Annotated in this window: 10 protein-coding genes; 4 read left to right on the forward strand and 6 right to left on the reverse strand. The window is 43.8% G+C overall.

Going from position 1 to position 13,887, the window contains the following annotated elements:
- Positions 1 to 98: 98 nt before the first annotated feature.
- Positions 99 to 2,141, forward strand: coding sequence for an ABC1 kinase family protein (locus tag IQ230_RS21475; protein WP_193934286.1), 2,043 nt, complete (start codon positions 99 to 101; stop codon positions 2,139 to 2,141).
- Between the two features lie 57 nt (positions 2,142 to 2,198).
- Here IQ230_RS21475 and IQ230_RS21480 read toward each other — a convergent pair whose 3' ends face one another.
- The 3 genes from IQ230_RS21480 to IQ230_RS21490 all read right to left on the reverse strand — a co-directional run bounded on the left by IQ230_RS21480 (position 2,199) and on the right by IQ230_RS21490 (position 6,578).
- Positions 2,199 to 2,690, reverse strand: coding sequence for a hypothetical protein (locus tag IQ230_RS21480; protein ID WP_322742525.1), 492 nt, complete (start codon positions 2,688 to 2,690; stop codon positions 2,199 to 2,201).
- Positions 2,691 to 2,722: 32 nt separating this feature from the next.
- Complete coding sequence (locus tag IQ230_RS21485) at positions 2,723 to 5,455, reverse strand: valine--tRNA ligase (protein ID WP_193934287.1); 2,733 nt, start codon at positions 5,453 to 5,455, stop codon at positions 2,723 to 2,725.
- A gap of 109 nt (positions 5,456 to 5,564) precedes the next feature.
- Positions 5,565 to 6,578: a phosphoribulokinase gene (locus IQ230_RS21490; protein WP_099703531.1), complete on the reverse strand. Its 1,014-nt coding sequence runs from the start codon at positions 6,576 to 6,578 to the stop codon at positions 5,565 to 5,567.
- A 526-nt stretch (positions 6,579 to 7,104) separates the two neighbouring features.
- On the opposite strand from IQ230_RS21490, the gene petH reads away from it, so the two are divergent.
- The 3 genes from petH to IQ230_RS21505 all read left to right on the forward strand — a co-directional run bounded on the left by petH (position 7,105) and on the right by IQ230_RS21505 (position 11,005).
- Positions 7,105 to 8,409, forward strand: a complete 1,305-nt coding sequence (petH, locus tag IQ230_RS21495) for a ferredoxin--NADP reductase (protein ID WP_193934288.1) — start codon at positions 7,105 to 7,107, stop codon at positions 8,407 to 8,409.
- Positions 8,410 to 8,598: 189 nt separating this feature from the next.
- Positions 8,599 to 9,894 (forward strand): homoserine dehydrogenase, encoded by a 1,296-nt coding sequence (locus IQ230_RS21500; protein WP_339384104.1) that lies wholly within the window; start codon positions 8,599 to 8,601, stop codon positions 9,892 to 9,894.
- A 115-nt stretch (positions 9,895 to 10,009) separates the two neighbouring features.
- A complete protein-coding gene (locus IQ230_RS21505) occupies positions 10,010 to 11,005 on the forward strand; it encodes an S-layer homology domain-containing protein (protein ID WP_193934290.1) in 996 nt (331 codons plus the stop codon).
- A 249-nt stretch (positions 11,006 to 11,254) separates the two neighbouring features.
- Here IQ230_RS21505 and IQ230_RS21510 read toward each other — a convergent pair whose 3' ends face one another.
- The 3 genes from IQ230_RS21510 to IQ230_RS21520 form a co-directional block, all read right to left on the reverse strand.
- The gene (locus IQ230_RS21510; RefSeq protein ID WP_193934291.1) at positions 11,255 to 11,695 is read right to left on the reverse strand and encodes a CAAD domain-containing protein; all 441 of its coding nucleotides are present in this window, start codon (positions 11,693 to 11,695) and stop codon (positions 11,255 to 11,257) included.
- A gap of 829 nt (positions 11,696 to 12,524) precedes the next feature.
- Positions 12,525 to 13,712: a class I SAM-dependent methyltransferase gene (locus IQ230_RS21515; RefSeq protein ID WP_193934292.1), complete on the reverse strand. Its 1,188-nt coding sequence runs from the start codon at positions 13,710 to 13,712 to the stop codon at positions 12,525 to 12,527.
- Positions 13,712 to 13,887, reverse strand: a 176-nt coding sequence (locus tag IQ230_RS21520) for an NADH-quinone oxidoreductase subunit D-related protein (protein ID WP_456071380.1), incomplete at its 5' end; no start/stop codon positions are given. The genes IQ230_RS21520 and IQ230_RS21515, both read right to left, overlap by 1 nt.

Raw genomic sequence — 13,887 nt, forward strand, 5'->3', positions numbered from 1 at the left:
TCAGTATTGTATCCCCAACAAAACAACTAAAAACATGAAGCTTGTCGCAAAATTTGTTACAATTATTAACATAGTTCCGCTACAGCGGTTAGAGATTCATGAACGGAAAATATTCACCTTCAATAAGACTTGATGAGCCTGTACCAAACCCAGTTATGCAAGCAAATGATCTAACCGTAGTAGAGGAACGAATACCACATCATTCAGTGATTGCAAGTAAGGTAGAACCAGAAACCATACGCTACGATCCCATTGCGATCGCCGAGTATTTTCGCCACAGACCACTCGAAGTGTTTGGGCGGATACTCAAAGTATTATTTCCAATTATCAGCTTTGCGTTTGGTTTATGGTGGGACAAACAGCGTAGCCGTGCAGTCAAAAATGAACGGCGTCGCGCAATTCAGTTACGCGAACTTCTAACTCGATTGGGACCAGCGTATATCAAAATTGGTCAAGCATTATCTACTCGACCTGATTTAGTTCCCCCTTTGTATTTAGAAGAATTAACACAGTTACAAGATCAACTCCCGCCCTTTCCCAACGAAATCGCCTATCAATTTATTGAAGAAGAACTCGGCGATCGCCCCGAAAACATCTACGCCGAACTATCACCCCAGCCACTCGCTGCGGCTTCTTTAGGACAAGTTTATAAAGGCAAGTTAAAAACTGGGGAAACTGTTGCCGTTAAAGTTCAGCGCCCCGATTTACGCGAATGCATCACAGTAGATCTCTACATACTACGCCGCATTGCTACATGGGCAAACAACAACATCAAGCGCGTGCGTAGCGACTTAGTCGCAATTCTAGATGAGTTTGGTTATCGCATCTTTGAAGAGATGGATTACATCCACGAAGGAGAAAACGCCGAACGCTTTGCCCAGCTTTATGGTCACATTAAAGATATCTATGTTCCCAAGATTTATTGGCAGTATACACAGCGTCGTGTCCTCACGATGGAGTGGATCGTAGGAACTAAACTAACTCAAGCAGAAGCGATTCGCGCCCAAGGTATTGATGCCCGTTATCTTGTGGAAGTTGGCGTTCAATGTTCGCTGCGCCAGTTGCTCGAACATGGCTTCTTTCATGCCGATCCGCACCCAGGCAATTTACTAGCGACTCCTGATGGGAAACTAGCGTATCTCGATTTTGGCATGATGAGCGAAATCAAACCACAACAACGCTATGGTTTGATCGAAGCGATCGTTCACATGGTTAACCGCGATTTTGAGGGTTTAGCTCACGACTACGTCAAGCTCGATTTTCTCACCCCAGACACCGATTTAACTCCAATTATTCCGGCTTTAGCACGAGTTTTTAACAATGCTTTAGGCGCAAGTGTTGCAGAGTTAAACATTAAAAATATTACTGATGAGTTATCAGCGTTAATGTACGAATATCCTTTCCGCGTTCCAGCATATTACGCCTTGATTATTAGATCGCTGGTGACGCTAGAAGGAATTGCCATTAATATCGATGCCAATTTTAAAGTTCTGAGTGCAGCTTATCCTTATGTTGCCAAGCGTTTATTGACAGATCCAGCCCCAGAATTACGCGCGTCTTTACGCGATCTTCTCTTTAGAGACGGTAGTTTTCGCTGGAATCGCTTAGAGAACTTATTACGTAATGCCAGCAGTAGCCAAGAATATGATTTCAATCAAGTTCTAGATCAAACAATTGAGTTTCTCTCTTCCGAACGCGGTGCTTTTATTCGCAATAACCTTGTAGATGAAATTGTTAAAGGTATTGATGCCTTAGGTCAAAATACCCTACACAATGTCACAAGTAACCTACGCGATCGCATTCTTAAAGCGCCTCTAGCTAATCGCCTCGCTTGGGCAATTGAAGAAACACCAAATGCATCTGTTGAGCAAGAACAAACGTTAGAACATATTAAGCGTGTTTGGAATATCCTTCAAGACACGCAAGGCTTTGATGCCTCAAAAATCGCGCCCCAGATACCACAGTTACTGTTAAAACCTGAATTACAGCGCATGGGTCAACAAGTTGCTAGCCGCCTAGCCCAGCGGGCGATCGCCCGTTTGATTCGAGAAGTCCTAGTCTCTCCTGAACCAGCATACACCAATGGTCAAGTCAAACCCAGACCTGCACTTGTTCCTATTCCAGCGAAAGCAAAAGTTTAGGTAGTATGTGGAGAGGAACGAGTTCCTCTCTTTCACTAGCCACTAGCAACTAGCCACTCAATTTTCTCCTTCTCTCTCCCTCTTCAAACTTTCTTCCAAAGCTTGAATTTGTTCTCGACGTGCTTCAACTTCGAGCGATCGCCGTGCCAATTCCTGAGTTTGTAAAGTTAAAGTTTGCCTCCACTGTTCTGCTCTTTCGGTTTCCTGCTGCAAAAATGTTGGTGTAATCCCACTCGTTAAATAAGTTTTGACTAACTCCAGCACCCAGTTTGTTGCATTTTCGATCTGTTTAATTTCTCCTGTTGGAGATAACTCTAATAAAACCAGTAAACCTTCATGCAATTGTTCAGCATCAGGGCTTGTTAACACCTCAGCAGGAGGAATCACTTTCTCCTCAGTAAGAACGATCCAAGTATACTCAGCTTCTTGAACCGCCAGTAACCGGAGATTCAACTTACCAGAGAGTTGATGTTTTTGCACTTGAGCTAAATGTCGCATTGCCTGATAGAGGGGTGAGGGGTGAGGGGTGAGTAATTTTATCTGTAACACTTTATTAGGGGTTCGTTAAAAAACAAGAGAAGTTAAGCCAAACGACGTAGCCGTTCTTGGAGAATCTGTAGCTGTGTTTCAGCTTCTGTAAGCGCTGCTTTGGCACCTTGGACAACTTCAGCTGGAGCCTTGTTAACAAAGTTAGGATTATTGAGCCGTGTAGAAAGTGTCTTAACTTCAGCTTCAAGCTTCGTAATATCTTTCTTGAGTTTTGCTCGCAGGGCTTCGATATCAACGACACCTGTTAGTGGAATCAGTACTTGGATCGTACCAATTACACCAGCAATCACTGATTCAATCTCTTGCTCTACAGTAGCCGTAATATTTAATGTTGCGACTTTTGCTAGTTCCTGAATATACGATTGCCCTTGTGTCAAAGTTTCACGTTCATTAGCGTTTTCACTTTGCAAAATTGCTGTAACTTTAATTCCAGGCTTAATGTCTGCCTCAGCACGTAGATTGCGAATTGTGCGGATAGTACCAATAAGTAAGTCAAACTGTTGTTCTAATTCTGAATCGATCAGGTTTTGATTGACTTTTGGATACGATTGCAGCGCTAAAAATTGATTTGCATCTGCTTGTGTCAGCGTATGCCAAATTTCTTCAGTAATATGTGGCATAAATGGATGCAGCAGCTTCAGAATGCCTTCTAAAACATATCCTAGTGTTTGTTGAGCTACTCGTCGCGAAGCTGTGGTTGATTTGTTTTGCAGACGCGATTTCACAAGTTCAATGTACCAATCGCAGAAATCACCCCAGATGAAATCATAAAGTCCCTTCGCTGCTTCACCCAATCCGTACTTATCGATGTAATCACTTGTTTGCTGCACGACTTGATAGAACCGCGAAAGAATCCAGCGATCGCTTAATTCTAATTCGCTGCTACTAGGCGAACCCAACTGTTGTGGTGTTTGCCCGTCTAAATTCATCATCACAAACCGCGCGGCGTTCCACAGTTTATTTGCGAAATTACGCGATGCTTCTACTGAAACTGATTCATCTGTTTTGCGATTGTATTCGAGTCGGATATCTTGCCCTGCGCCTGCGACTTCTTTAATCAAGGTATAACGAAGTGCATCTGTACCATATTTATCGATCAAAATCAATGGGTCGATGCCATTATTTGCCGACTTCGACATTTTCTTGTTATTTTCATCTCGCACCAAGCCGTGGATATACACATCCTTGAATGGCATTTGTCCGGTAAAATGTCCTGCCAACATCGTCATGCGGGCAACCCAGAAGAAAATGATGTCAAAGCCTGTCACTAATGTAGATGTGGGATAGTAAAACTCCAAATCGCGGGTTTGCTCAGGCCAGCCCAAAGTCGAAAACGGCCATAATCCCGAAGAAAACCACGTATCTAGGACATCAGGGTCTTGCTCTAGCTTGACATTTTCTCCAAATTGTGAAATTGCTTGTTCCTGCGCTGCCGCCGCACTCTGCGCTACGACAAACGGTGTTGCATCTGTAATCTCTCCATTCGTTTCACTGACAGCGTACCAAGCAGGAATTTGGTGTCCCCACCACAATTGACGCGAGATACACCAATCTTTGAGATTGACCAACCAGTCGCGATAAACCTTTGTCCAACGCTGCGGGATAAACTCCGGTGAATTGCGATCGTCAAGAAATTCAAGAGTGCGATCTGCTAATGGGCGAATTTTGACAAACCACTGCGTTGAAAGTAGCGGTTCGACAGGAACTTTACCGCGATCGCTATACGGTACGGTATGCTTGTATTCTTCTACCTTGACTAAAACACCATCTGCCTCTAGTCGTTGGACGACATTCTTACGGGCAACAAATCGATCTTGTCCTTGAAACGGTCCTGCATTTTCATTCAGCGTACCGTCCTTGTTCATAATGTTGATAAACGGCAAATTGTGTCGCTTGCCCATCTCAAAATCATTCGGATCGTGCGCGGGAGTCACTTTAACGCACCCCGTACCAAACTCCATCTCAACCAACTCATCCGCAATGATAGGAATCTCCCGACCGAGAATTGGTAATGTCAGCATTTTGCCGATCAAATGCTTGTAGCGATCGTCATTTGGATTCACCGCCACTGCCGTATCACCCAACATTGTTTCAGGGCGCGTAGTCGCGACTTCTACATAACCCGATTCATCAGTTAATGGATAGCGAAAATGCCATAAATGCCCCTTGACGTCCTGACTTTCCACTTCCAAATCAGACACCGCCGACTGCGTAGCCGGACACCAATTTACTAAGTAGTTTCCGCGATAAATCAGCCCTTCTTCATACAACCGCACAAAAGCTGCCAAAACTGCTTTCGATAAGCCTTCATCCATTGTGAAGCGTTCCCGCGACCAATCTACCGACACACCCAAACGTCGTAGCTGGTTAACAATTGTGCCGCCTGATTCTGCTTTCCACTGCCAAGCGCGTTCGAGAAACTGTTCTCGTCCCAAGTCGTAGCGCGTTTTGCCTTCAGCCTTCAGTTGTTTTTCTAAAATTGCCTGCACCGCAATACTCGCGTGATCCGTACCAGGAAGCCAGAGTGTATTGCGTCCCTGCATACGGTGGTAGCGTACTAGCGTATCAATTAAGGCACTTTCAAAGGCGTGTCCCATATGCAAACTACCCGTGACATTCGGCGGGGGAATCACGATGCAGTAGGGTTCGCCGCCATTTTCGGGATTGGCTTGATAAACTTGGTTTTCTTCCCACGATTTTTGCCATTTGGCTTCGGTGGAGAAGGGTTCGTAGAGGCTGGGTAGATTTGTCACGGTTGCGGTCATGGAGGGAAGACTATGTGAAGACAGCTTATATAAGATTTTGCCACAGGGTTATGGAAGGAAAAAAAAGGACGCATTGTGCTGCGCCCCTAAGGAACTCTCGTACTCACCTCTAAACCTGAACAGCAACCTTTGCTTCTTTGTTCTTAGCTGCCATCAAGCGCTCATAAGTTGCCCGCATCTTCAAGCCTGTTAACACCTGGAACAATCCTGTACCATTGTTCGAGCCAGGATACTCGCGGTGCTGTAGCAATAAATGCGTCATTTCGCCAGGATACTTGGTCGAAGTATTGCTCAAATGCGTCTCAATGTAGCTTACTTCTTCCAATCGGTCGAATTGACCATCGACTTCTAGCACCGAAACATAACGACCATAGTAGACATCTGAGCCGTAGAATAGTCGCATTCCAGGATAGGAGCAGGTCAGTTTTCGACCACAAGGTGTCCAATGAATTGTTGAACCTTGGTCAAATAGATACACAGGATCGAAGCCTTCTTTACCTTCGCGCTGCAGCATTCGTACCCGCAATACTTTGCGCTCTTTGTCGTCTTTAATTAAATTGGTAGGCAACACTTGCAACACCACATCAGCAAATTCTCTTTGTGGCTCAATATACGCCTCAAAGTCGGGACGACGAGCATTGATGGCTTGCATCACGTCTTCGTAACGATGACCTCTTTCTGCCATGTCACGTTGAATTTTCCACGCGACTTTGACTTCGTCACTGATATCAAGATAAACGCTGAAATCGAGGAGCGATCGCACTCGCTCGTCGTACAACGGATGTAAACCTTCGACCACAATGATATGATTCGGCTCTACCCGTTCTGGCGGGTCGATCATGCCGGTTTCGTGGTTATAAATCGGTTTATCAATCGCTTGACCATTTTTGAGCGCTTTAATCTGCTCATACATTAGGTCAAAATTATTTGCTCTAGGGTCAAGTGCAGTTATTCCTGTTTCTTTACGCTGTTTGCGATCCAAACTATGATAGTCATCGAGACAGATGACTGTGAGAAATTCTTCTCCAAATAAATCTGTTAAACGGCGTAAAAATGTGGATTTCCCGCATCCGGAGTCTCCGGCAACGCCAATTAGAACCACGCGGTCCGGCTTACTGGTCATAGGTGTCCTCTAACAACAAGATGAGTCAATTGCTAAGTTTTCGCTAGCCCAAAGGTTATTCTGTTGATCCGCTTTCTGTGGTGGCTTGTCCACAGAACTCTTTACAGGAGACAGCATATTTGCGTTACACTCCAGCAATCCCCAACTTGGGAGACGGGAGATATAGCTGTTAAGTATTTAGTCCTACTGTTATAGTAGATCCTACCAGAATGTAAACTACTCTACAAGGCTGATGTAAGCGTTATCTTCTGTCTCAGTACTTATGCTAAGGTTTAGTTGCGCATTTTTATAAAAAAATTCAAAACTGACTCACTCTTGACATTATGCAAGTTGTTTACCCGATAGGGTGATAAAAGCTCAGGTGTCATTGCTGCAATTGCTGATTAATAGCGAGTGAGCGTCGTAGGGGTTCATATGAACAAAGCTAATGTCTTTAAATATTTTTTACTTCCAGACCGGCAGTAAAATTTGTTGTGGGCAGATTTGTTCAGTAACAAGTTAAGTAGGGTTCGGAGAAAATTCATCGATGTACAATTCAAGCGCCGCTGATGGTGCTGCCAATACAGTATCTGGTAGCCGCGTTTTTATTTACGAAGTAGTGGGATTACGTCAGAACGAAGAAACTGACAAAACTAACTATCCCATCCGTCAAAGCGGTAGTGTCTTTATCAGAGTGCCTTACAGCCGTATGAATCAAGAAATGCGGCGGATCACTCGGATGGGCGGCAAAATTGCTAGCATTCACTCCCTGAGCGCTGATGGCGCAGTAAATGGTTCTTCAGTAATGAAGATGAAAGCAAGTAAAAGTCAAGGAAATGGCGCTGTAGCCACATCTGCGACTACTACAAGCGAAGGTAATGCCATCAAATCAGATGATCAAAAGCTAAATTCTGAAAAAAAAGGCAAGCCTATGACTCAAGCAAAGGCTAAAGAAGCGCACGCTGATGTTCCAGTTAACATCTATCGCCCGAATGCTCCTTTTGTTGGTAAGTGTGTCTCGAATGAAGAGTTAGTTGGTGAAGGTGGTATCGGTACTGTCCGACACCTGATCTTTGATATCTCTGAAGGAGATTTACGATATCTCGAAGGTCAAAGTATTGGTATTATTCCCCCTGGAACTGATAAAAAGGGTAAACCAGAAAAACTACGGTTATACTCGATTGCATCAACACGGCATGGAGACCATGTTGACGATAAAACGGTATCGCTTTGTGTCCGGCAACTAGAATACAAGCATCCAGAAACAGGAGAAACTGTTTATGGTGTTTGCTCAACTTATCTGTGTCATCTCGAACTTGGTGCAGATGTGAAAATTACCGGACCTGTCGGTAAAGAAATGCTGCTACCGAGCGACCCAAATGTTAATGTCATCATGTTTGCTACAGGAACAGGGATTGCACCTTTTCGGGCTTACTTGTGGCGAATGTTTAAAGATGAGGAAAAAGCAGCAAACCCAGATTATGAATTTAAGGGTTTTTCTTGGTTAATCTTTGGAATTCCTACGACTCCAAATATCCTCTATAAGGAAGAACTCGAAGAAATTCAACAAAAATATCCTGATAACTTCCGCTTGACATACGCTATTAGCCGCGAACAGAAGAATCCTCAAGGCGGTAGAATGTATATTCAAGACCGCGTGGCTGAACATGCTGATGAATTATGGAAAATGATTCAACAGGAGAACACCCATACTTATATTTGCGGTTTGAAAGGTATGGAAGGTGGCATCGATGAGGCGCTATCAGCTGCTGCTGCTAAAGACGGCGTTGACTGGATGGACTACCAAAAGCAAATGAAAAAGGCTGGTCGCTGGCACGTAGAAACGTACTAGAGGTCAGAGGTCAGAGATCAGAGATTAGGGGAAGAACAAAAATGTAACCCCTTAATTGGTTTCCAAAAAAGCGGATTTGTTCGTAGAGAAAAAGGCGTTCTGAATCAAATTCAGAAGCTTGACATGAACGGAATTCCCTGACCTCCGACCTCCGACCTCTTATTTTTAGTGAACTGGTACGAAAAAACTGTGATTAAGGTTGGTTTGCTAGGATTAGGAACCGTCGGCACGGGTACTGCAAAGGTACTATTTGATACTGCTGGACGCCACCCATTATTAGAAGAAATTGAAATTTATCGGATTGGAGTGCGATCGCTTGACAAAGAACGTAGTGTCAATCTTCCAAAAGGTATATTGACAACTGATTTAGAATCAATAACGACTGCCCCAGAGGTAGATATTGTAGTAGAGGTTTTAGGAGGATTGGAACCTGCGCGATCGCTTATACTCAAAGCAATAGAAAACGGTAAACACGTTGTCACTGCCAATAAAGCCGTAATTTCGCGTTACGGAGATGAAATTTTTACAGCGGCAAATGCAGCTGGAGTTTACGTCATGCTAGAAGCAGCAGTGGGCGGCGGTATCCCTGTGATTCAACCACTCAAGCAAGCTTTAAGCGTTAACCGCATTCAGGCAGTAACAGGTATTGTTAATGGCACAACAAACTACATTCTGACACGGATGCAAGCCGAAGGCAGTGACTTTGATGAAGTTTTAGCCGATGCTCAACAACTTGGTTATGCTGAAGCCGATCCGAGTGCAGATGTTGATGGTTTAGATGCCGCAGACAAGATTGCGATTCTAGCCTCCTTAGCGTTTGGCGGACGCATCAAGCTACAAGAAGTTTATAGTGAAGGAATTCGTAGCGTTAGCCAAGCAGATATTGCGTATGCTGATAAACTCGGCTTCGTAATTAAACTTTTAGCAATTGCTCAACGAACACAACCTACTTCAGCACTTTCAGTAAGAGTGCACCCGACACTGGTAACACGATCGCATCCTTTAGCGAGTATTAATGGAGTTTACAACGCAATCCTGATCGAAGGCGAACCGTTGGGACAAGTGATGTTTTATGGTCCTGGGGCTGGGGCTGGGGCAACGGCGAGTGCTGTTGTCTCAGATATTATGAATGTTGCCGCAGTCTTAAAAACGAGAAGCGATCAGGTGCAAACGCAGTTCAATCCCTTACTTGCTTGTTCGCATCAAGATTATTGTGCGATCGCCCCAATGGCTGAACTGACAACGCGATTTTATGCTCGTTTTCTCACCAAAGATCGCCCTGGTGTCATCGGGAAATTAGGAACTTGCTTTGGCAACTACGGTGTTAGTCTAGAATCGATCGTCCAAATTGGTTTGCAAGGCGATCTAGCCGAAATTGTTGTTGTCACCCACGATGTTCGCGAAGGCAATTTTCACTTATCTTTGGATGAAATTCACACCCTCGAAGCAGTAGACAGCATTCCTAGCGTGCTACGAGTTCTTTAAAAGCAAATTTATCCGCAATTTTTCGGTAAAACTCTCCAAAATGGAGTATTTCAAAATTTGCACCTGTAGGTTAATTTTTTAAGAGTTAGATTTTACGCTTATCTGGGTAATTCAGATGACAAATCTCCCTCCCGACCCACCGTCATCGCCAAGAAGTCCCTTAGGATTTGACGAGTTTATTGCCATCTTGGTTGCTTTTAGCGCCATTGGAGCAATTTTGTTTTGGTCAATTGGTCGTCGAGACCGAGGTTTTGATTGGGTTGGTATTCCTGGATTACTAACTCCATCACCTTCACCAACTGTGAGTCCTACTGTTGCACCAACTCCCGTACCAACGGCAACACCAGCACCGATACTCCCATTGCCTAAAGTAGCTCCCACTACACCGTCACCTGAAGCACTTGCACCTGCACAACCACAACCTTTTGCTGGAATTGTTCCTGTTCCTGCACCTGTTCCCCAAGCAACACCAACACCAACACCCACTCCTACTCCGACTCCAGAACAACAGCAACCAATTGCTTTTGTTGACGTTCCTGAAAATCACTGGGCGCGTCCATTTATCGATGCACTTTCGGCGCGTGGGATTGTGAGTGGCTTTGCAGGAGACTATTTTCGTCCCGATGAACCTGTAACGCGTGCAGAGTTTGCCGCAATTCTACAAGCTGCTTTCGATCAACAGCCAGGTTCTGGAGAACAGGCGATCGCTTTTACTGATGTCCCTGCTGATTTCTGGGGAGTTCCAGCGATTGGTAGCGCGATTAGAAGTGGTTTTATGCAAGGCTACCCAGGAAATATCTTTCAACCACAACAACAGATACCTCGTGCCCAAGTATTAGTAGCCCTTGCCAGTGGTTTAAACCTACCAACTCCACAAAATCCTACTCAGGTACTGGGTATATTTGGAGATGCCAATCAAACTCCTAACTGGGCAGTTGAACAGGTAGCTGCTGCAACTGATGCTGGTTTAGTCGTTAATTATCCTGAAACCAATGTCCTAGAACCAAACCGCGATGCTAGCCGCGCTGAAGTGACTGCCTCTATCTACCAAGCTTTAGTTCGTGCAGGTAGAGTCGAACCAATTCAATCTCAATATGTAGTGCAACAGTGACGTCAAAATACTTGGCAACTTTCTTCGCAGCTATACAAACCAAGTCTCTTTACGTGGACTCATAAAGAAAAAGGATTAAAAACCAGCAAAGATCGGTTTTGTTTTCATAGTTGTAGTCAAAAGCGCTAGCTTCAAGGCATAAATCACTATAAGATAGATGCCCTGACACAATAAATGGGCGGTAGGTTTTGCTAAGACACAAATCCCCTCGCCCTTATATCTTTAATACGCTGGTAATTTCAGACCTATTTATGATTCTGGTAGTTGTTGACTGCCAATTACTTGCTTTTTAAGCGATTGCAGTTCTTGTGATAACTCTTGCCGTTTGGAAGCTTGAAGTAAATATCGATTTACAAACCAAACTGAATAACCAATACCCACCAATTCAAAAGTTGGTGCGAGTAGTGGAATATCATTCAGTGCGTCTAATACAGCTAAAACTACCTTAACAGTAATGATAGCTGCCAGGATTAAACCAACAGTGATAATTGGCTGCTTGTACTCGTTGAAAAATCTGCCAATGTACTCAGGTAGTTGCGCGAGAAATTCAGAAATTTGCGATCCAACCCGCCGCCATTGTTCGTCTTGTGTAGAAGGTGGCAAAGTCGCTAGAGGTGCTGAATCTGATACGCCTATTGTTTCCGAAGAAGTAGGGTTTGCGTATTCCGGTGGTTGCACTTGTGATTCCATAGTTTTAACGTTGTTTTCAAATGACAACTTTGACGAGTGTTTTCCGGTGATACTTTAAACGTATAGCACCGCTAAAATTGACAAAGATAAAGTCTTTTCGATTTCTTTTTACAATACTTGACTCACAAATCTGCTTCATCAACTCCAAGATAGAGAGGTGCTATCGTAAATCAAGTCATAAGACAGAGTAATATATCCTCCTTTTGCGTGTAAACACTTAAAATAAGATAGCTGATTTTACTAAATTTTCAGCCTTCAATTACTGTTTTTTATGCAATTACTGCTCTAAAACTAGTTTTGCTTAGCATATCACCTGTTTTTCTCTTCCAGCGCGTTGTGAAAATCATTATCTGATGGCTATATGATAAGTGATGTGCTGTTTAGCTAACTGTACTCAAGTTAACGTTCGCGCTGAGGTAACACTTTAAAGTACGAATCACTACATTCCAAGCCAATATCAGCCTCCAGCCGCAAAAGTAGCCATAATCAAAACTGAAAGGAGAATACCAGGAGTAAGTAGTAATATCAGCATTAACAAGTCATGAGTGTTCATTTTGTTTCCTTTGAGAACTTTAAATTTACTTTAATTACTGTTATAGAAAAATTACTCACACCTGCGAAAGATCGTGCTTTCGTTGAAAGAACTACATGTCCAGAGTTTCCAAGTGCGAAAGTCTCGAACCGAGGATATCAAATTTCTAAGTTCAGTTAGTTAGCAAACAGAGTCTTCGAGGCTGGATTGAAGGATAGAAGCTTAATCAGCGCAACAAGACATCATATTACATTTACCTCTCCTGCCAACTTTAGCAGATTGCTTGCGATCCGTAGCTCAGATTAAAGGCAAACTTAAACCTTTTAATTGCATATCCGCGATCGCACCTTTAGATTGTACCAAGACATTGAATCCACCAAGTCCCATCGGATCGATGAGTTGATGCAAACTATCCCTGCGCTGTAGCAGCTTTTGTACTGATTGCTGTGGGGACGTACTCAGTGTAGCAATGCGATTTCCTAACCCTAAAGCCATCAGGAACAGTCCTTGCTGAGTCAAACCTACAGTTGTTAAACCACACAATTCACCCCATACTTGCAGCGCTGTAAAATCTACATGAGCAGTGATATCCTGTTGCCCAATATATAGATATGGATCGTTGTGGCGATGATGGCGATAGTAACACTGTAGCGTTCCTTGCCTGATGGGATTGTAGTAGCGGTTAGCTGAATAGCCGTAATCAATGGTTAACAAGTAACCTCGTTGTAGGCGTGCTGCTACCATTTTCAACCAATCTAAAGCTGCTAAGTTGACTTCACTACGGTAGCCTTCAGGATAGGCTGGAGAAGGTAAGGTAATTTTGTTTAAGTCAAAGTATTCGATGATTCTCGCTGTTGAAAGTTCGCCTCCGACTTCTGTAAATGTTGCGTGAGAAGTGCTTGCTGTCTGGCTTGTGACATAAATTTCGCGTAATTGTCCGTTTTCGATGACAATCTGATGTACAGGTAACGCATCTACTAATTCGTTAGAAAAACAGCAGCCAACTATCGAGTTTACTGGAATTTCTTCGAGGGTCTGCCACTGAATGCGACTATGATATTTTTGAAGTCGCTGTTGCTGTTCTTGAATTAAAGAAGGCGATCGCTCAATAATGACATAACTAAGTGCCGCTAAAAAATCTGGATAGTACCCTTCAAGATAATTCAAGATATCTAACGCTAAGATACCTTGCCCTGCGCCCATTTCTAATAATGTAAAAGGAACAGGTTTTTCTAGAATTTCCCAGATTTGGAGAAATTGTTCTGCGAGTAATTCGCCAAAATCTGCGCCCAAGTGTGGTGAAGTGAAAAAGTCGCCTTGCTTACCAAGCTTCGTGGCATGAGTATTGTAGTAGCCGTACTGAGGATGGTACAGCACTAAATCCATATATTCCGCAAAAGTAATCCGGTGCTGCGGACTGTTTGCTATCCGCAGCGCGATCTCCTCACACAACGCCGGATTAGAATCACTCACCGATTGCGTCATCAACGGTCTACAGAACCCATGATGATATCTACACTACCCAAAATTGTCACAATATCAGCGACCTTAACACCGCGTAGCAAGTGCGGCAGAATCTGCAAGTTATTGAAATCCGCCGGACGAATCTTCCACCGCCAGGGAAAGACATGATCGTCGCCGATGATGTAGATTCCTAACT

Source organism: Gloeocapsopsis crepidinum LEGE 06123 (genome assembly GCF_015207655.1).
GTDB classification, from domain to species: Bacteria; Cyanobacteriota; Cyanobacteriia; order Cyanobacteriales; family Chroococcidiopsidaceae; genus Gloeocapsopsis; species Gloeocapsopsis crepidinum.

Excerpts from the sequence above, each read along its gene's own strand:
- IQ230_RS21475 (WP_193934286.1), top strand. The coding sequence starts at position 99 with ATGAACGGAAAATATTCACCTTCAATAAGACTTGATGAGCCTGTACCA.
- IQ230_RS21485 (WP_193934287.1), bottom strand. The coding sequence starts at position 5,455 with ATGACCGCAACCGTGACAAATCTACCCAGCCTCTACGAACCCTTCTCC.
- IQ230_RS21490 (WP_099703531.1), bottom strand. The coding sequence starts at position 6,578 with ATGACCAGTAAGCCGGACCGCGTGGTTCTAATTGGCGTTGCCGGAGAC.
- petH (WP_193934288.1), top strand. The coding sequence starts at position 7,105 with ATGTACAATTCAAGCGCCGCTGATGGTGCTGCCAATACAGTATCTGGT.
- IQ230_RS21505 (WP_193934290.1), top strand. The coding sequence starts at position 10,010 with ATGACAAATCTCCCTCCCGACCCACCGTCATCGCCAAGAAGTCCCTTA.
- IQ230_RS21510 (WP_193934291.1), bottom strand. The coding sequence starts at position 11,695 with ATGGAATCACAAGTGCAACCACCGGAATACGCAAACCCTACTTCTTCG.
- IQ230_RS21515 (WP_193934292.1), bottom strand. The coding sequence starts at position 13,712 with ATGACGCAATCGGTGAGTGATTCTAATCCGGCGTTGTGTGAGGAGATC.